Below are 18,211 nucleotides of genomic sequence, written 5' to 3'. Positions count from 1 at the left end.
TGTCATTACGCTACTCACCGTAGCGAATCTTGGGGGTGCCCGTGGCCACCGAACCCGCCGTCGAACGCATCGACCACCTACAACGATCCAGCAGGGACAACACCTCGGTCCCGGACATCCTCGCGTCTTGGCTCACCCGACAACCCGACACCCCCGACGCCACTCCGGAGGTGACGGTGGCGGCCGGTGGCGACGCCAACGGCATGTCGTCGGAGACCATCCCGGTCACCGCGACCTGGCCGGGCTCCGACACCCGCGAGTGGGTGATGCGGATGGCGCCCGCGGCCGGTGACATCCCGGTGTTCCGCACCTACCGGATGGACCATCAGTTCGAGGTCATGCGCAAGGTCGCCGCACTGACCGACGTCCCGGTCCCGCGCGTGCATCACCTCGAGCCGACGGGATCGCTACTCGGTGCGCCGTTCTTCCTCATGGACCGTCTGGAGGGTGACGTGCCGCCCGATGTCATGCCGTACACGTTCGGCGACAACTGGTTTGCCGACGCGGACCCGGCCGATCGTCGTCGTGCGCAGGACTCCGCGGTCCACGTCATCGCCGACCTGCACGCCATCCCCGACGCGGCGGAGCACTTCGATTTCCTGCTCGACGACCTGCCCGCGGGGGACTCGATCCTGGCGCGACTGCTCGCCTGGCTGCAGGACTGGTACGACCTGTCGGTCGAGGACATCGGTAGGTCACCCCTCGTCGAACGGGCTCTGGAGTGGCTCACCACGAACTTCCCCGACGACGCCGCCTCCGCCGACCCCGTGCTGTCGTGGGGCGACTCCCGGCTGGGCAACATGATGTTCGTCGACTTCGAACCGACCGCCGTGCTCGACTGGGAGATGGCGAAGATCGGCCCACGCGAGCTCGATGCGGCATGGGTGATATTCGCGCACAGCGTGTTCCAGGAGCTCGCGACGATGGCCGGACTTCCCGGCCTACCCGACCTCCTCCGCGAGGAGGACGTCCGCGCAACCTATCGGGAACGTTCCGGCGCCGAGCTGGGCGACCTGCGCTGGTTCTATGTCTACGCCGCCGTGCAGTGGTGCTGCGTCTTCATGCGTACCGGCGCCCGACGCGTGCACTTCGGCGAACTCGAGCGGCCCGACGACGTCGACGGCACGCTCTTCTACCACCGTCCACTGCTCGAACGTCTCCTCGAGGAAGGCTGATCGCATGTCCGGTCTCGGACCGCTCGACGAGTTCCCGATTCATCAACTGCCACAACCGATCGCGTGGCCCGCGAACTCCGATCGCAACTTCTACGACCGCGCCTATCTCAACGCCCACGATCGCAGCGGCAGCATCTTCTTGATAACCGGGATCGGTTACTACCCCAACCTCGGGATCAAGGATGCCTTCGTCCTGATCCGGCGTCGCCAGGACGACGGTCCGGACACCCAGACCGCGGTGCACCTGTCCGATGCCATCGACGGTGATCGCCTCGACCAGCATGTCGGCGGTTACCGGCTCGCCGTCGACGAGCCCTTGCGCTCACTGCATCTCACTCTCGAGGAGACCGAGGGTATCGCCGTCGACCTGCACTGGGAAGGCCTGTTCGACCCAGTCCTCGAGCAGCCCCACATCATGCGGCAGGGCACCAAGGTCACCCTCGATGCACAGCGCTTCGCCCAGGTGGGCACCTGGCGCGGGTCCATCACCGTCGACGGCGAACACATCGCGGTCGACCCGTCCACATGGATCGGGACCCGCGACCGATCCTGGGGAATCCGGCCGGTAGGCGAGCCGGAACCCGCAGGGCGACCGGCAGATCCGCCCTTCGAAGGCATGTGGTGGCTGTACGTGCCGATGGCCTTCGACGACTTCCAGCTCGTCCTCATCGTCCAGGAGGAGCCCAACGGATTCCGCACCCTCAACGACTGCTCCCGCGTGTGGAAGGACGGCCGCGTCGAACAACTCGGCTGGCCGCGAATCTCGGTGCACTACGCCTCCGGGACCCGAATTCCCACCGGTGCAACCATTTCCGCCACCGCGTCGGACGGATCAGCGGTGACGTTCGAGGTGGAGTCACTTCTCCCCGTCCCGATCCACGTCGGGGGCGGTTACGGTGGCGATCCCGACTGGCTCCACGGTGTCTGGCGAGGTGAGGACTTCACCGAGCGGCTCACCTACGACATGACCAGCCCGGAGATCGTGGGGCGCATGCCGTTCGGCGTCATCGACCACGTGGGACGGGCGACCTGCCGGGAAGGCGACGGCACCACCCGCACGGGCTGGGGCCTGTTCGAGCACGGTGCGCTCGGCCGCCACGACCCGTCGGGCTTCGCCGACTGGCTCAGCGTCGCACCCTAGTTCAGACTCGACAGGAATTCGTCGATCCGCGGCCACGTCTGCTCGACGGCCGCCGACCCGGCGATGAGTCCGAGATGGCTGGTCTCGACGGTCGCGAACTCGACGCGAGGTGACCCGGTGAACAGATCGACGCCGTGGTGGGCCGCCGCCCAGCTGACGATGGCGTCGCGGTGGCTGCCGAACAGTTGCACCGGCACCGAGACCTTCGCGAGGTCGACGGTGACGTCGTCGAAGGTGAGGACGCCGCGTGCCAGCTCGCCGCGCATGATGAAGTTTTCCCACATCTGCTCGGACGCCTTGCCCGGATATCCGGGCATCGTCTCCTGGAAACGGTCGATGGCCTTCATCCGAGTCAGCGCCTCGGTGTCGTCGGCGTTGCGGATGATGTAGCCGGGCTTCTTGAGTTCCCGCTGCCAGGCGGTGCCGCGGTAGGCGGTCCGCACGAGCGGGGCCGGGATGCCACCCAGGGCTCGCAGCGCGAGCGACACCGGTTTGGTCCCGATGGGCCGCATCAGGGTCTTCACCAGCGGGTACGGCGGGACCTGGTCGTAGTCCAGGGGGGTTCCGACCGCCGTGATCGACCGCACCGGCAGACCAGGGTCCGCGGCGGCGGTGAGGAACGAGATGGTGCCGCCGAGACTCCAGCTGAGCAGGTCGACGCCCTCGCCGGTCGACCGGCCGCCATCGAAGTCCGCCAGGGTCGCGGCGATCGCGCCGGGCACGATGTCGGCGAAGAAGTCGGCGAACCCGAGGTGGCGGTCGTCGCGGGTCATGCCCCCGAAGTCGAGCACGTACGGCACCCGTCCGGTGGAGAGCAGGTGTTCGACGACGCTCAGTCCCGGGGAGAGGTCGTAGCAGTCGGTCGACACCGCCAGCGGCGGGACGAGCAGCACCGGCCGCGTCGAGGCCCGACGGGCGGAGTCGAGTTGTTCGACCGTGCCGTACCGCCGCACCTGCCGGTGCGGCGCGGTCACGAGCACGGTGTGCGGGGTTTGGTGCGATTCCCCGATCTCCCCACCTCGGGCCAGGTGAACCAGCGTCGCGACGCCGTCGAGACCACCCATGACCGCTTCCCCCTTCACTTCGTCCGCCCCCGCGGGCGCGCGTGATCGCAGGCCATTCAACACGGTGCGTCGGCGAGCGACATGGTTGGGTCAGAGCGTGGGCGGGTATGTCCGGATCGAGGCACCACGGCTGGAGGCCGGTGCCGGCGATCAAGACGCGGTCGAACCGATCAGCCCGCACGGCGTTGCACATCCCTGTCCACCGGTGCGTACGAGGAGGAGACACCATGGCCGAAGAACTCAACAACGTCACCGTCGCATTCCTGGTGGCCACCGAGGGTGCCGAGCAGGTGGAACTCACCGAGCCCTGGAAGTCTGTCGAGGCCTGCGGCGGGAAGCCGGTTCTGGTGTCCACCGATTCCGGCACCATCCAAGCCTTCGATCACCTCGACAAGGCCGACACCTTCCCCGTCGACAAGGTCCTCGAGGATGCCCGCATCGCCGACTTCGACGCCCTGGTTCTCCCCGGTGGCGTCGCCAACCCCGACTTCCTGCGCGCCTCGGCGCCGGCCGTGCGCTTCGTGCGTGGCTTCTTCGAGGCCGGTAAACCGGTCGCCGCGATCTGCCACGCACCGTGGACCCTCATCGAGGCCGACGTCGTGCGCGGCCGCACCCTCACCTCGTTCCCCAGCATCAAGACCGACGTCATCAACGCCGGCGGCAACTGGATCGACGAAGAGGTCGTGACCTGTCGAGGCGGCGACAACGTGCTGATCACCAGCCGCAAGCCCGACGACCTCCCGGCGTTCAACGCCGCGATCGTCGCCGAGTTCGCCCACAGCAGGGTTCCCGGCTGAGGTCACACCACCGAGATCGGACCCTGCTCGCGTCCGGTGAGGATCAGCAACGCCTGCTCGCCCTGGCCGGTCAGCTCGGCCGCCTCCACCGCCGTGGCCAGGGCCGAGGCGAGCACCGTCCGCGGCAGCGTCGACGACGATCCGATGGCGCGGGCGATGTCGAGTCCGTGGACGGCCAGTTCGAAGGTTCTCGTCGGCAGATAGTGCGACAACAGGATCGAGCCCCACGGGGTGGCGACCCGCCGGTCGGCGATACCGCTGATCGCCTCGGCCGCGCGGTCCCGGCGTTCGGTCGCCCTTCGGAGCGGGTCGTCGCCGAGGTCGACGCCGGCGGCGACGCCGCGCGCGGTCACCTCCGGCGAGGACGCCAGCCCCTGGATTCGGGCGTAATAGCCTGCCACCGACTCGATGTCGACGACGTCCGGCTCGGGTTGGGCGAGATAGTCGGCGACCGTCGTCAACGAGCGGCTCGTGTGTCCGACCAGTGAACGGACCGACCAGTCCCCCAGTCCCGGCTGGTCCCACTGCTGCGGGCTCACCTCGGCGACCAGTGCCAGATAATGGTCGGCGCCCGCGAGGTAGTCCTCGATCGCCGCGCTCAACGGTTGCTCGACTGCCATGGTGTCTCCCTGGTTCTTCGGAGGAAACCGACTGCACAGCACACGATATTCGGCGTCGTGCCGCCGTGGTGTCCGAGGTCACCTGGGCCCCGGTCTGGATGCGCGCGGAGTGGTCGTCGCTCGTACGGTGTCTGTCATGACCACGCAGCCCGACAGCATCACCGGCGCCGCAGGCGTCGACACCCGCAATCTCGTCCGCTACGGCGGCCAGTTCTCGCCGGAGCTGATCGTCCGGGCATCGGGCAGCTGGGTCCACACCGCGGACGGTCGACCCGTTCTCGACTTCACCTCGGGACAGATGTCGGCGATCCTCGGGCATTCGCATCCAGACATCGTCGCGACCGTCACCCGGCAGATCGGCGAACTCGATCACCTGTTCAGCGGGATGATCTCGCCTCCGGTACTGGAACTGTCGGCCCGGCTGTCGGACACGCTGCCCGACGCTCTCGACAAAGTGCTGCTGCTGAGCACCGGCGCGGAGTCCAACGAGGCCGCGATCCGCATGGCCAAGCTCGTCACCGGCAAGCACGAGATCGTGTCCTTCGCGCGGTCGTGGCACGGCATGACCCATGCCGCGGCGGCGTCGACCTACAGCGCCGGCCGCACCGGGTACGGTCCGGTCGCGCCCGGCAATTTCGCGTTGCCGACGCCCAACCCCTACCGCCCCGACTTCACCAACCCCGACGGCGCTCTCGACTGGCAGCGCCAGCTCGACTTCGGTTTCGAACTCATCGACGCCCAGTCGACCGGATCGCTGGCGGCGTGCATCGTCGAACCGATCCTCTCCTCGGGCGGTGTGATCGATCCGCCGGCCGGCTATTTCGCCGCACTCAAACGCAAGTGCGCGGAGCGCGGGATGCTGCTCATCGTCGACGAGGCGCAGACCGGACTGTGCCGCACCGGTTCCTGGTACGCCTTCGAGCGCGACGGCATCGTGCCCGACATCCTCACCCTGTCGAAGACGCTCGGTGCGGGGCTCCCGCTCGCCGCGGTCATCACCACCGCCGAGATCGAGCAGGCAGCCCACGACCGGGGCTACCTCTTCTTCACCACCCACGTGTCCGACCCGCTGGTGGCGGCCGTCGGCGTGACCGTGCTCGACGTCCTGCAGCGCGACGGCCTCGACACCCGTGCGGCACAAGCAGGTTCGGCCCTACGCGCCGGACTGCTCGAACTACAGGAGCGCCACGAATGCGTGGGCGACGTACGCGGCCGCGGACTCATGCAGGGCATCGAACTCGTCACCGACCGTGCGACCAAGCAGGGCGCCGACCGGCTCGGGTCTGCCGTGACCGCACGGTGTTTCGAGCTCGGACTCCACATGAACGTCGTCCAGCTACCGGGCATGGGCGGGATCTTCCGCATCGCACCCCCGCTGACCGCCTCCGACGAGGAGATCCGCACCGGTCTCGACATCCTCGACACCGCCATCGCCGAATGCGCCTCGGCGGCAGTCTGATCCGCCGAGACTGACCTCTCGGTCTCAGCCCTTGGGGTCGATCGTGGTGGTGTCACCGGCGTCGGAAGCAGCCGTCTCCTCCGGCACCACACCGCTGGCGGCGGCCAGCTTGGCGATTCGGTCGTAGAGCAGGGCGACGACGCCGGCGAACACGATGACGCCGAGGATCTGCGCCCAGGTCTCGAAGCCGTCGCCGACGATGGCCAGCACGGAGTCGTCGCCGGTCGCGGCGACGATGCCCGCGAAGACCACGCCGAACAGTGCCTCACCGACGATCAGGCCGGTCGCGAGCAGCACTCCCATGCGCTTCTTGTGTTCGACTGCGCCGCCGCTGCGCTCGGCCCAGCGGTTGTAGAAGTGACCGAGGAAGGCGCCCACCGGGATGATCAGGGTGACCGACATCGGCAGGTACATGCCCATGCCGACCGCGAGCGGCGGCAGCCGGAACTTGCCCGCACGACCCAGCAGTTCGTCGATGAGGATGACGATCGCGCCGATGAGGGCGCCGAGTCCGATGAGGGCCCAGTTCAGATCGGCGCCGAGCACACCCTTGGCGAGGGTGGACAGCAGGCCCGCCTGCGGTGCGGCCAGAGCGTCGGGGCCGGCACCGGGAGCACCGACGAAACCGAAGACGTCGTACATCAGCCCGAGGATCGGCGGGATGATCGCCGAACCGAAGAGCACACCGATCACCAACGCCACCTGCTGTTTCCACGGTGTCGCGCCGACCAGCTGACCGGTCTTGAGGTCCTGCAGGTTGTCATTGGAGATCGTCGCGACGCCGAAGACCACCGCGGCCGTGAACAATGTGTAGGCGATCAGGGCGTCGGTTTGGGCGGAGTCGGCACCACCGAAGGTCGCCTTGATGAGGAGAGCGGCGATGAGGACCACCAGGATGCCGACGCCGGAGATCGGGGAGTTCGACGAGCCGATGAGACCGGCCATGTAGCCGCAGACCGCCGCCACCGCCAGGCCGATGACGAAGACGAAGACGACGCTCACCGCGATGATCCCGGCTGCGCTGCCATCGAGGACCGTGCCGTGCACGAAGTCCCACAGAAGCAGACCGATCGGGATGAGCAGCACGAGGATGCTGCCGCCGACGATGTTGAACGGGATGTCGCGCTCGGTGATGTCTACGGTCACCCCCTCGCGGCGGGACCGCGACGATGCCAATGAGCCCTTGATCCCGCGTGCGATGGGTCCCATCACCTTGATGAGAGTCCAGATCGCAGCGATGGCGATCGCGCCGGCGCCGATCAGCCGGACGTCGTTGGCGAACACCGAGGAGACGACATCGCTGAGCGACTCTCCTGCCTCACCCTGGTTCTGGCTCTCGATGGGCAGCAGGACGCCGTAGGAGATCACCAGACCGACGAGCATCGCGACACCGACGGTGACGCCGACGAGGTGCCCGATGCCGATGAGCGACATCGACAGTCCGGCGCTGAACAGCGTGCCGCCCGCGCCGACCTTGATCGTCGTCGCGATCGAGTCGCTCAAGACCTTCAGCTTCGTCAGCAGAGCGAAACCCGCCGACGCGATCGAGCCGATGACGATCGTGCGCAGACCGGCCTTGTTCTCCGCGGCACCGCCGGCCGAGTCGCCGACCTTCAGGACCTCAGCCGCCGCAACACCTTCCGGATAGGGCAAATCGGATCCGGTGACCAGCGCCCGGCGCAGCGGGATCGAATACATCACGCCGAGGATGCCGCCGATCGCACAGACGGCGACCGTGATCCAGTACGGGAATCCCGTCCACCACCCGATGATCACCAGACCGGGGATCACGAAGATGATCGCCGACAGCGTGCCGGCAGCCGACGCGATCGTCTGGACGATGTTGTTCTCCACCACCGAGTGGTTGGCGAAGTACCGCAGGATGCTCATCGAGATCACCGCCGCCGGGATGGCGGTGGCGAACGTGAGCCCGACCTTGAGACCGAGATAGACATTGGCCGCCGTGAAGACGAGGGTGATGACTCCGCCGAGGATGACCCCTCGGAGCGTCAGCTCCCGCAGACTCGTCGTGGCCGTGGGCGTGATCGCCATCAGGTCCCCTCACACAGGTCGTGGACGGCCCGCCGCGTGAGGGCGTGGACCGGATTCACTTGAGTACAGTCGATCCACCTTAGGGCCGGGTGGCCTGACCGACGCAAACCGGTCCGTCCGCGGAGGTCAGCGCGCGCGTCGGGACCCGGATAACAGGTCACAATCCCGGCGCCGCAAGCCTACGGCGGTAGGGCATCATCTACCCATGACCGATGGGAAGACGGAGCAGTCTGCCCGTACCCGCCAGGCGCTGATCAGCGCGGCTGAGGAGCTGATCGCGCTGCACGGCGTGTCTGCGGTCTCCAGCAGGCAGATCAGCAAAGCCGCCGGTCAGGGCAACAACTATGCGGTCGGCCATCACTTCGGTTCCAAGGACGACCTGATCCGGGCCACCCTCGACAGACACAACGCCTCCATCGACCGATTGCGTCAGAAGGCGCTCGACGCGATCGGACCGGACCCGGAGGTCCGCGACTGGATCCGGTGTCTGGTGTGCCCGGAGATCGAGTATGTCGGCGGGCTCGGCGCCCCGACGTACTTCGCCCGGTTCTTCGCGAATGTCTCCAGCGATCCGGCCACCACCATCCTGCTGTACGAGAAGATGGGCGAGTCGAAACCGCTGCTGGCGATCCTCGAGGGCTTGTACGGTGCGCTGCCGGAGTTCCCCGGTCCCGTTCTCGAGATCCGCAACAACATGACGCGCCACGTCATCGTGAACATCCTGGCGGACATCGAGCGCGCCGCCGATTCCGGTGATCGCCCGGTCACGCCCTGGCAGCACCAGTGCTCGATCGTCGTCGACGCCCTCACCGGCATGTGGCTCGCCCCGGTCACCCCGACCACCGCGACCGAGAACCACCCCTGAACAGCGCGCCTGGAAACCGCCCGGTGCAGCGACATCGCCGACATAGTGTCATCGGGCGGCCCCTGGTGGGTGCATTCCATCGGCGGACCTCCTCTCGATCCCTGAGGTGCGAGCGAAGCGAGCCACGAAGGGTCAGATCGTGGCCCCCACGTCCTTGGCGACGATGTGGTCGAGCGCGCGTTCGGCCACCGCGGCGATGGTCATGGACGGGTTGCAGGCTGCGGTGGTGCCCGGCATGAGCGCACCGTCGAGGACGTAGAGACCGGGCTGCCCCTTGACCCGCCCCTCGAGGTCGCAGACCGTGCCCATGTTGGCGCCCCCGAGTGCATGCCACGTCGACGGGAAGAATGCGTTGGTGTCGGTGAGGATCGCGTCGGGCCCGGCGATCCTGCGGACCGCGCCGTCGATGTGTTTGGTCTGGATCTCCGAGTCGCCCTCGTGCGGCCACTTGATGATCGCGTCGCCGGCCCTCGAGTCGTAGGAGATGACTCCGCGTCCGGAACTGACACCGAAGCCCACCAGCATCGTGGTCCCGGCGTAGACCGGCATCGGGGGCAGAGACGCCTGGATGACGGTGAACGCACTCTTCGGGTTGCTCCAATTGGGACTGCCGTACACAACCGGACCGCCTTGCGCCGTGCCGAAATCGATGCTCGGGCTCGTCCACGTGTAGATGCGGTCGGCATTGGTCCCCCAGCCGCGGCCGAGGCCATCGGGCAGGTCGGTGATCGCGCCTGCCTCGCGGGCCCGCACGAGAAGCTTGGTGGTGTTGACACTGCCCGCCGCCATGATGAGCGTCTTGGTGACGATCTCTTTGTGCTCCAGCACCTTTCCGGTCTCATCGGTGCGTTCGACGTCGAGGGACCACTTGCCGTCCTTCCGCCTGCTGACCTGCCGGACGGTGTGCAGTGTCCGCACGGTCACGAGCCCGGTCGCCTCGGCCTGCTTGATGTAGGTGACGTCGACGCTGTGCTTGCCGCCGTTGTTCACGCCGATCGCGCCGTCACCGTTGGTGTAGGACGGCTTCATCTCACCGCGGAGCTCCGCCTCGGCGTATCCCCAGTCGATGGGCATCGGGATTTTCTGCAGCGGGAGGCCCTCGGCGCGAACCCGTTTGGCGAACTGACGCGGGGCCAGATACTGGGGTGACCGCACCACCGAGTCGGGTGCCACCGCGACCTTGAGCATCTCGGCGACCCGCGGATAGTGCACGCGGTTCATCAGCTGCCAGTCGAGAGCGTTGGGGAAGTGCTCGTTGAAGACCGCCTCGCTCGGCTGCAATGTCATGCCCTGATAGACCAGCGATCCGCCACCGAGTCCCGCCGGACACAACGCCGTCATGTTCTCGCCCGCAACCGATTCGAACAGTCCCACATAGGGTTCGACGCTCAGCGGTTTACCGAACAGATTCGGTGTGGACTCGTGCCACAGCATGCGCTTGTCGGGGCTCAACGCCCGCGGGAAGGTCTCCGAGTTCGGCCCGGTCGGCCATCGCTTCCCCCGCTCGAGCATCAGGACAGGCACACCGGCCTGCGCCAGGCGGAGTGCCGAGACACCTCCACCGAATCCGGAGCCGACCACCACCACCCGATGCTCCTCCCGGGTGCGCCGGACACGGCGCGTCGGCGCCGCCGACGCCGGGGTCCCGTTCGCGGACACAGCGATCGCGCTCGCTGCGCCGGCCGCGGTGACCGCCGCAGCCTTGAGGAAGGTTCGTCTCGTCGGTAACGCCCCGGACATGGATCTCCTGTCGTCGGTGCACGAGACGATCCCGCACACGCATGCACTGAGGAAGTCACGGCACTCTCGACCGCGATAGGGAGAAGATGACGTCTGCGAGATGCAGCCGCCCGAAGCAGAATTCGGCATGAACACAGTCCTGTCAAGGGCTACAACGGTTTTCGTCCCTCGTTCTGATCAGCTCGCCGCAAGGCTTGACAGACGCTGAGTCATATGACTGAATCGATGGCCAGCGGGTCAACACGACAGACCCACAGCCGACGATCGACCCGGGGTGGGTCTGTCGAGTACGGCCGCGGATTCGGCCGGCTCTTCTGATGCGCCCCCTCGGTCATGGTGCGCTGAGGGGTGCACACCCTGACCGGGTCTCGTGTCCAACTTGCTGCCCGCGTTCGCTGTTAGGGTGGCCCGATTATTCGCGGCCGGGGGAGATGCATGTCAGATCACTTGCAGGACAAGACCATCATCATCACGGGAGCCGGTGGCGGATTCGGCAAGGCCATCGCCCAGAGGTGCGCCTCGCGTGGTGCCCATGTCGTCGGCGTGGACATCGACACCGACGGTCTGACCGCCGTTGTCGACGGCATCGTCGCCGCCGGCGGATCGGCGGCCGCGCAGGTCGCCGACGTGACCGACATGGCACAGATGCGGTCGGCCGCAACGCTCGCCGTCGAGAAGTTCGGGGCCATCGACGTCATCGTCAACAACGCCGGCGTCATGCCGTTGGCCTTCTTCGCCGATCACGAACGCGCCTGGGAGAAGTGGCACAAGGCCATCGACATCAACATCAAGGGCGTCGTGAACGGCATCTCCGCCGTCTACGACCAGATGATCGCGCAGGGCCGCGGGCAGGTCGTCAACATCGCGTCGATCTACGGCAACGGCGGCTTCGAGGGATCGGGTGTCTACAGCGCGACGAAGGCGGCGGTCACCATGCTGTCGGACTCGTTGCGGATCGAGGCGAAGGGCAAGATCAAGGTCACCACGGTCAAGCCCACCGGTGTCGCGGGCACCAATCTGGCGAGCTGGATCGTCAATGACCGCGCGATCCGCGGCATCGTCGGCCAGCGCGCGGCGTCGTACCGGGAGCACGTCGTCCAGATGCTCAAGGGCGAACTACCGCCCGAGCTGACCGACGCGGACTCGATCCGGTACTGGCTCATCACTCCCGAGGACCTGGCCGACGCCGTCGTCCACGTCATCGATCAGCCCTGGGGGATCAGCCTCTCTGACGTGACCGTGCGCGCGAGCGGCGAGGACTACCTGTACTGACCTCGCAATCAGCGGCGACGATGCTCCCCGCGGTACTTGCGGTGGTACTCGTCGTAGAGATCGGCGTTCTTCTCGCGCTCGAGCCGGTTGACCAGGTCGGGGTTGAGCCCGTGCTGGGCCAGCCGATGCCGGCGGTAGACGCGGTTCAGCGCGATCGAGAAGAAGAGGTAGGCGATGAGGATCGGCGCCGTCATCGTGAACCGAACGCCCCAGTCCGCCGGGACGAAGAGCATCGGGAGCAGGATGATGATGCACGGGATCGCCCAGCGCACGACCATGCGCACCGAGGCACCCGGCCCGGCGAGGTCGTTCTCGACCCAGGCGGTCATCGACTTCGGCAGGGGTGCCCAGTAGCAGTACTTGACGTACTCCGCGGCGTTCGGGGTGGTGCGTTCTGTCGTGCTCACTCCTCGATCGTGCCCCATCGGGGAGGCCGTCTCCAAAGAGGTTGACGCAGGCCACACTCCGCGGGGCCGGATCGTCCGCCGCCGGGAGCACGGCAAATCAGACATGGCTGCGTGTGCCCTGACACCTCGCGGTCGGTAGTCTGACCGCGTCTCGGCACGGCGAATCGGCGAAAGGACTCCGCGACCATGAGCTCGGATCCGACCACCGCCGCATCGTCGACTCCGATCGATCCCGACGCCATCGGTGGTCTCGAAGCCGAGCTGACCGACTTCTGGCGTCGCGGCCGCATCCGCACGCGTCTGCGCGCCCGCGAGATCGACTCCCGCCTCGATCCGTCCTGCTATCCACTCATCTCCGTGCTCGCCCGTCACAACTCGATGCCGATGTCCGACCTGGTCAGTGCGGTCGGGATGGAGAAGTCGACGGTCACGCGGCAGATCGACGCGGTCGTACGACTCGGGCTCGCCGAGCGGCACCCCGACCCGCGTGACGCACGGGCCCGCATGGTCACGCTGACCGATCATGGGCGCGAACGGGTCGACGCCGTTCTCGCGTCGGCGATCTCCGAGTGGCGAGCCCGTCTGGCCCAGTGGAACCCCGAGGACATCCGCACCCTCACACGCCTGCTCCACCGGCTCGGCGAGGCGACCAACGACCCGGTCGTCGACCCGGAGTCCTGACGCGCCGGGTCGGGCAGGCGGCACAATTCCCCACCGGGTTCCGGGCATCGGGAATAACCCGTTTAGTTGCGCGTTACACCTTTCACATCCTATAGTTGCAGCATTCAACTAAACGGGCGGCGGCCTATGCCGGACCCCCGTTTCCACCAGCTGTTCCCGGCACCTGTGTCCACGAGGCCGACGAGCCCGTTTCGTCGATGTTCTGTGGTCGCCGCCATCCGGCTCCGTCCACACGGCGCACGCACGACCCCGGAGGAACCCCCGTATGACAACGTCCCCACCACAAGTGGAACCCGTCGACACACCGATGACCCACAAGCAGCGCATCAACGCGCTGATCGGCCTGCTGCTCGGCATGTTCGTCGCCCTGACCTCGGCCACGATCGTGTCCAACGCATTGCCGACGATCATCACCCAGCTACACGGCACCCAGGATCAGTACACCTGGGTCGTGACGGCGACCCTGCTCGCTTCGACGGCCGCCACCCCGATCTGGGGAAAGCTGTCCGACGTCTTCAGCAAGAAGCTCCTCGTCCAGCTGTCGCTCGGCGTGTTCACGATCGGCTCGATGCTCGCCGGTCTGTCGACCTCGGTCTCGATGCTGATCGGCTTCCGCGTGATCCAGGGCCTCGGCCTCGGCGGCATGCAGTCGCTGGTCATGATCGTCATCGCGTCGATGTTCAGCCCGCGTGAGCGCGGCCGCTACCAGGGCGCCATCGCCGGCGTCATGTCGATCGCAACCGTCGCCGGACCACTGATGGGCGGCGTCATCGTCGACACGAGCTGGCTCGGTTGGCGCTGGACGTTCTACGTGTGTGTCCCGCTGGCCGTCATCGCCATGATCGTCGTGCAGCGCACCCTCAACCTTCCGGTCGTCCGGCGCAAGGTCTACATCGACTACGCCGGAGCGCTGCTCATCTCGGCCGGCGTCAGCGTCATCCTGATCTGGGTCACCCTCGCCGGCAAGAACTTCGACTGGGTCTCGGGCGTGTCGTTCGGTCTCGTCGCACTCGGACTCGCCCTGCTCGCCGTCGCGATCTGGGTGGAGTCCAGGGCCAAGGACCCGATCATCCCGCTGCACCTGTTCAAGGAGCGCACGACGACCCTCGCGACCATCGCCAGCATCGCGGTCGGTGTGGCCCTGTTCGGCGGCGCGGTGTTCCTGGGCCAGTATTTCCAGATCGCCCGCGGCTACTCCCCCACCGCGGCCGGGTTGCTGACCCTCCCGATGGTCTTCGGCTCGGTGGTCTCGGCGACCCTCTCCGGGCGCCTCATCACCAAGTACGGCCGCTGGAAGAACTACCTGGTCGCCGGCTCGATCGTGATGGCGGTCGGCTTCGGCCTCCTCGCGACGATCGACGCCCACACCAACATGGCGGTCCTGAGCGGCTACCTGTTCGCGCTGGGACTCGGTATGGGCATGACGATGCAGAATCTGGTGCTCGCGGTGCAGAACACCGTGGAGCCGAAGAACCTCGGTGCGGCCACCTCGACCGTGACCTTCTTCCGCTCACTCGGTGGTGCAGCCGGCGTCTCGGTGCTCGGAGCGGTGCTGTCGAACCACGTCACCGACCTGATCGGTAAGGGCCTGCGCGCGATCGGCATCACCCAGTCCGGCTCCGGCGGTGCCGGCCTGTCCAACCTCAACGAACTGCCCGCACCCATCGCGGCGATCGTCCGCGGCGCGTACGGCGACGGCACAGCCCGGATCTTCCTGGTCTCGATGGCGATGGCGATCGTCGGCACGATCGCGGTCCTCTTCATCAAGGAGGTCGCTCTCAACACCCTGACCGGTGAGGAGCAGCGGCTCGCCGCGGAGGCGGCCGTGGAGACGGCCGACGAGGAGTTCGCCCAGGTCATCGCCGGCGAGACGTTCGACGGCACAGGGGTCGACGCCGACCTCGACCGGCGGGCGCTCGCCGACCCGGCGGTGAAACCGGTCGACCGCAGCTCATGACCCCCGCCCGCGACGGCGCACAACGCCGATCGTGACGCGGGATTCACAGATGGTCGGGTTGATCCCGATCGCGTTGACGAACCCGACAAGTGCAGGTGATCCTTGGCCGGTGAATTCGGACCAGTCGCCCTCCTCGGACTCAGCCCTGCTGCCGCTGGAGGGGATCACCGTCGTCGCCCTCGAGCAGGCCGTCGCCGCTCCCCTCGCCACCCGGCACCTCGCCGACCTGGGTGCACGGGTCATCAAGGTCGAGCGCGTGGGTGAGGGGGACTTCGCCCGGCAGTACGACTCGGCTGTACGCGGCGGCGCGGGTTCGCATTTCGTGTGGCTGAACCGCGGCAAGGAATCGGTCGAACTCGACCTCAAGAGCGAAGCCGGCCGCGACGCGATCAAGACGCTGATCGCCGGAGCCGACGTCTTCCTGCAGAACCTGGCTCCCGGCGCCGCGGCGCGCCTCGGACTCGGCGCCGACGTCCTGCGCGCCGACCATCCCGAACTGATCGTCGTCGACATGTCCGGCTACGGCGACGCCGGCCCGTTCCGCGACCGCAAGGCCTACGACATGCTCGTCCAGGCCGAGACCGGCCTGATCTCCGTGACCGGGACGCCCGAGGACATGACCAAGACCGGCATCCCGTCCTCCGACATCGCCGCCGGGATGTACGCCCTCACCTCGGTGCTGTCGGCGCTGTTCCGCCGCGCCACCACCGGCATCGGCGCACGGGTGGCCGTGTCGATGTTCGACTCCACGGTCGAGTGGATGGGTCACGCCATGTACATGCGGCTCTACGGCGGCAAACAGATCGCTCGCGTCGGCCTCGGCCACGCGGCGATCGTGCCGTACGACAAGTACCCCACCCAGGACGGCACCATCCTGATCGGGGTCCAGAACGACCGCGGGTGGGACACGCTGACCCGCGTCGTGCTCGATCGCCCGGATCTCGCCGAGGACCCCCGGTACAAGACCAACATCGATCGCGTCTCCCGTCGGGCGGAGGTCGACGCCGTCATCGCGGCGGAGACCAAACGGTTCACCACCGAGGAGCTCGACCGGCGCCTCGCCGACGCAGGTGTGCCGGCCGCCGAGATCCGCGATCTCGAGGCCGTGGTCGAGCATCCGCAGCTCGGCGAACGCGACCGCTGGCGCGACGTCGACACCGAGGTCGGACCGATCAAGGCGGTGCTGCCGCCGATGACGTTCGACGACGTCGAGCTCGCGATGGGACCGGTACCCGCCCTGGGCGAACACACCGACGCGGTGCTCCGCGAGTTCGGCATCGTCGCGGGCGAGCGGCCGTGACGGCGATCGGCTCAGCGTAGGATCGGCTGGGCGGACCTGCAGCCCTCGGGTCGCGCATTTTCTTGCACGGATACGACGACCTCTCGGAGGCGATATGTCCGACGATCCGCTCTACACAACCCGGGATTCGGGCGCGCCGGCCGGGAGTGACGAACACTCTCTGACCGTGGGCGCCGGAGGACCGATCGTCCTGCACGATCACTACCTGATCGAGCAGATGGCCCAGTTCAACCGCGAACGAATTCCCGAACGACAGCCACATGCCAAGGGCAGTGGCGCTTTCGGGACGTTCGAAACCACCGAGGACGTCTCGGCCTACACCAGCGCCGCACTGTTCCAGCCCGGCGTGAAGACCGAGATGGTGGCGCGGTTCTCGACGGTGGCGGGCGAACGCGGCAGCCCCGACACCTGGCGTGACCCACGCGGTTTCGCGCTGAAGTTCTACACGTCCGAGGGCATCTACGACATGGTCGGCAACAACACGCCGATCTTCTTCGTCAAGGACCCGATGAAGTTCCAGCACTTCATCCGCTCCCAGAAACGTCGGCAGGACAACAACCTTCGCGACCACGACATGCAGTGGGACTTCTGGACGCTGTCGCCCGAGTCCGCCCACCAGGTCACCTGGCTGATGGGCGACCGCGGCATCCCGAAGACGTGGCGTCACATGAACGGCTACAGCTCGCACACGTATCTGTGGGTCAACGCCGAAGGCGTGAAGCACTGGGTCAAATACCATTTCAAGTCCGACCAGGGCGTCGAGCACCTGACGCAGCACGAGGCCGATCAGATGGCCGCTGCCGACACCGATTTCCACACCCGGGACCTGTTCGAGAACATCGACGCCGGTAACCATCCGAGCTGGACGCTGAAGGTCCAGCTCATGCCGTTCGACGACGCGGTGGGCTACCGGTTCAACCCATTCGACCTGACCAAGGTGTGGCCGCACGGCGACTACCCGCTGATCGACGTCGGCAAGATGACGCTGCACACCAACCCGGTCGATCATCACACGCAGATCGAGCAGGTCGCCTTCGAGCCGAACAACGTCGTGCCCGGCATCGGCTTCAGCCCCGACCGGATGTTGTTGGGCCGCGTCTTCTCCTACGCCGACGCCCACCGGCACCGTCTCGGCGGCAACTACAAGCAGATCCCGGTCAACGCGCCCAAGAACGAGGTCCACTCGTACTCCAAGGACGGCGCGATGCGTATCCACAACGTCACCGACCCGGTCTACGCACCCAATTCCAAGGGAGGCCCATCGGCGCTGTATCCCGGTCAGGGCGAACCACAGTGGGCGGCCAACGGGGAGATCCTGCGCAGCGCCTATGTCGATCATCCCGAGGACGACGACTGGGGCCAGGCGGGAACGCTGGTCCGCGAGGTGTTCGACGACGACGCGCGAGAGCGGTTCGTCGACAACGTCGTCGGTCATCTCCTCAACGGTGTCTCCGAACCCGTTCTGCAGCGCGCGTTCGAGTACTGGCACCGCGTCGATCCCGACATCGGTGCCCGCATCAAGTCGGGCGTGACCGAGAAGAAGGACGAGTCCGACCCGAAGGCGGACGACCAGGCCAACCCGGCCCGGTCGTCGATGCAGGAGAAGGCGAAGGCCGAGAAGGCGTAGAGAACCTCACTCCCAGATCTCAACTCGGCCGCCAGACTTCGATCGAAGTCTGGC

General features: G+C 67.1%; 15 protein-coding genes. 10 read left to right on the top strand and 5 right to left on the bottom strand.

All coding sequences use genetic code 11. The annotated features are described in order from the left end of the window. Positions 1-41 precede the first annotated feature (41 nt). Positions 42-1,175 carry a phosphotransferase family protein gene (locus C5O27_RS05615; RefSeq protein ID WP_127962139.1) on the top strand — a complete coding sequence of 378 codons (1,134 nt, stop codon included), beginning with the start codon at positions 42-44 and terminating at the stop codon, positions 1,173-1,175. A gap of 4 nt (positions 1,176-1,179) precedes the next feature. Then, complete coding sequence (locus C5O27_RS05610; RefSeq protein ID WP_006358051.1) at positions 1,180-2,316, top strand: Rv3169 family protein; 1,137 nt, start codon at positions 1,180-1,182, stop codon at positions 2,314-2,316. On the opposite strand, the gene C5O27_RS05605 is transcribed toward C5O27_RS05610, so the two are convergent. Next, the gene (locus C5O27_RS05605; RefSeq protein WP_127962138.1) at positions 2,313-3,380 is read right to left on the bottom strand and encodes an alpha/beta hydrolase; all 1,068 of its coding nucleotides are present in this window, start codon (positions 3,378-3,380) and stop codon (positions 2,313-2,315) included. The genes C5O27_RS05610 and C5O27_RS05605 overlap by 4 nt on opposite strands. Positions 3,381-3,607: 227 nt before the next feature. Between C5O27_RS05605 and C5O27_RS05600 the strand changes: the two genes are divergently transcribed. Further along, on the top strand, positions 3,608-4,177 hold the full coding sequence (locus C5O27_RS05600; protein WP_127962137.1) for a type 1 glutamine amidotransferase domain-containing protein: 570 nt from the start codon (positions 3,608-3,610) through the stop codon (positions 4,175-4,177). A 2-nt stretch (positions 4,178-4,179) separates the two neighbouring features. On the opposite strand, the gene C5O27_RS05595 is transcribed toward C5O27_RS05600, so the two are convergent. Next, the gene (locus C5O27_RS05595) at positions 4,180-4,797 is read right to left on the bottom strand and encodes a maleylpyruvate isomerase family mycothiol-dependent enzyme (protein ID WP_127962136.1); all 618 of its coding nucleotides are present in this window, start codon (positions 4,795-4,797) and stop codon (positions 4,180-4,182) included. A gap of 136 nt (positions 4,798-4,933) precedes the next feature. Here C5O27_RS05595 and C5O27_RS05590 point away from each other — a divergent pair, with 136 nt between their 5' ends. Then, the gene (locus tag C5O27_RS05590) at positions 4,934-6,256 is read left to right on the top strand and encodes an aspartate aminotransferase family protein (RefSeq protein WP_127962135.1); all 1,323 of its coding nucleotides are present in this window, start codon (positions 4,934-4,936) and stop codon (positions 6,254-6,256) included. A 24-nt stretch (positions 6,257-6,280) separates the two neighbouring features. On the opposite strand, the gene C5O27_RS05585 is transcribed toward C5O27_RS05590, so the two are convergent. Beyond that, a complete protein-coding gene (locus C5O27_RS05585) occupies positions 6,281-8,308 on the bottom strand; it encodes an OPT family oligopeptide transporter (RefSeq protein WP_127962134.1) in 2,028 nt (675 codons plus the stop codon). A gap of 205 nt (positions 8,309-8,513) precedes the next feature. Here C5O27_RS05585 and C5O27_RS05580 point away from each other — a divergent pair, with 205 nt between their 5' ends. After that, a complete protein-coding gene (locus C5O27_RS05580) occupies positions 8,514-9,173 on the top strand; it encodes a TetR/AcrR family transcriptional regulator (RefSeq protein ID WP_127962133.1) in 660 nt (219 codons plus the stop codon). Positions 9,174-9,305: 132 nt separating this feature from the next. Here the strand turns inward: C5O27_RS05580 and C5O27_RS05575 are convergent, their stop codons facing one another. Beyond that, positions 9,306-10,913, bottom strand: a complete 1,608-nt coding sequence (locus C5O27_RS05575; RefSeq protein WP_127962132.1) for a GMC oxidoreductase — start codon at positions 10,911-10,913, stop codon at positions 9,306-9,308. Positions 10,914-11,348: 435 nt separating this feature from the next. Here C5O27_RS05575 and C5O27_RS05570 point away from each other — a divergent pair, with 435 nt between their 5' ends. Beyond that, complete coding sequence (locus C5O27_RS05570; protein WP_127962131.1) at positions 11,349-12,185, top strand: SDR family oxidoreductase; 837 nt, start codon at positions 11,349-11,351, stop codon at positions 12,183-12,185. A gap of 8 nt (positions 12,186-12,193) precedes the next feature. On the opposite strand, the gene C5O27_RS05565 is transcribed toward C5O27_RS05570, so the two are convergent. Beyond that, positions 12,194-12,610, bottom strand: coding sequence for a DUF5313 domain-containing protein (locus C5O27_RS05565; RefSeq protein WP_127962130.1), 417 nt, complete (start codon positions 12,608-12,610; stop codon positions 12,194-12,196). Between the two features lie 168 nt (positions 12,611-12,778). Between C5O27_RS05565 and C5O27_RS05560 the strand changes: the two genes are divergently transcribed. The 4 genes from C5O27_RS05560 to C5O27_RS05545 all read left to right on the top strand — a co-directional run bounded on the left by C5O27_RS05560 (position 12,779) and on the right by C5O27_RS05545 (position 18,157). Then, a complete protein-coding gene (locus C5O27_RS05560) occupies positions 12,779-13,273 on the top strand; it encodes a MarR family winged helix-turn-helix transcriptional regulator (RefSeq protein ID WP_208651438.1) in 495 nt (164 codons plus the stop codon). A 265-nt stretch (positions 13,274-13,538) separates the two neighbouring features. Further along, positions 13,539-15,230 (top strand): MDR family MFS transporter, encoded by a 1,692-nt coding sequence (locus C5O27_RS05555; protein WP_035753659.1) that lies wholly within the window; start codon positions 13,539-13,541, stop codon positions 15,228-15,230. Between the two features lie 109 nt (positions 15,231-15,339). Further along, entirely contained in the window at positions 15,340-16,530 is a 1,191-nt protein-coding gene (locus C5O27_RS05550; RefSeq protein WP_006359617.1) for a CaiB/BaiF CoA transferase family protein, read from the top strand. A gap of 94 nt (positions 16,531-16,624) precedes the next feature. Beyond that, entirely contained in the window at positions 16,625-18,157 is a 1,533-nt protein-coding gene (locus tag C5O27_RS05545; RefSeq protein ID WP_127962129.1) for a catalase, read from the top strand. Positions 18,158-18,211: the final 54 nt, after the last annotated feature.

This window comes from Gordonia alkanivorans (assembly GCF_004011905.1).
In the GTDB taxonomy this organism is placed as follows: domain Bacteria; phylum Actinomycetota; class Actinomycetes; order Mycobacteriales; family Mycobacteriaceae; genus Gordonia; species Gordonia alkanivorans.
This window is presented reverse-complemented; position numbering and strand designations above follow the sequence as displayed.

Coding starts and splice junctions, on each gene's coding strand:
- C5O27_RS05610 (WP_006358051.1), top strand. CDS start 1,180: ATGTCCGGTCTCGGACCGCTCGACGAGTTCCCGATTCATCAACTGCCA.
- C5O27_RS05605 (WP_127962138.1), bottom strand. CDS start 3,380: ATGGGTGGTCTCGACGGCGTCGCGACGCTGGTTCACCTGGCCCGAGGT.
- C5O27_RS05600 (WP_127962137.1), top strand. CDS start 3,608: ATGGCCGAAGAACTCAACAACGTCACCGTCGCATTCCTGGTGGCCACC.
- C5O27_RS05595 (WP_127962136.1), bottom strand. CDS start 4,797: ATGGCAGTCGAGCAACCGTTGAGCGCGGCGATCGAGGACTACCTCGCG.
- C5O27_RS05590 (WP_127962135.1), top strand. CDS start 4,934: ATGACCACGCAGCCCGACAGCATCACCGGCGCCGCAGGCGTCGACACC.
- C5O27_RS05585 (WP_127962134.1), bottom strand. CDS start 8,308: ATGGCGATCACGCCCACGGCCACGACGAGTCTGCGGGAGCTGACGCTC.
- C5O27_RS05580 (WP_127962133.1), top strand. CDS start 8,514: ATGACCGATGGGAAGACGGAGCAGTCTGCCCGTACCCGCCAGGCGCTG.
- C5O27_RS05575 (WP_127962132.1), bottom strand. CDS start 10,913: ATGTCCGGGGCGTTACCGACGAGACGAACCTTCCTCAAGGCTGCGGCG.
- C5O27_RS05570 (WP_127962131.1), top strand. CDS start 11,349: ATGTCAGATCACTTGCAGGACAAGACCATCATCATCACGGGAGCCGGT.
- C5O27_RS05565 (WP_127962130.1), bottom strand. CDS start 12,610: ATGGGGCACGATCGAGGAGTGAGCACGACAGAACGCACCACCCCGAAC.
- C5O27_RS05560 (WP_208651438.1), top strand. CDS start 12,779: ATGAGCTCGGATCCGACCACCGCCGCATCGTCGACTCCGATCGATCCC.
- C5O27_RS05555 (WP_035753659.1), top strand. CDS start 13,539: ATGACAACGTCCCCACCACAAGTGGAACCCGTCGACACACCGATGACC.
- C5O27_RS05545 (WP_127962129.1), top strand. CDS start 16,625: ATGTCCGACGATCCGCTCTACACAACCCGGGATTCGGGCGCGCCGGCC.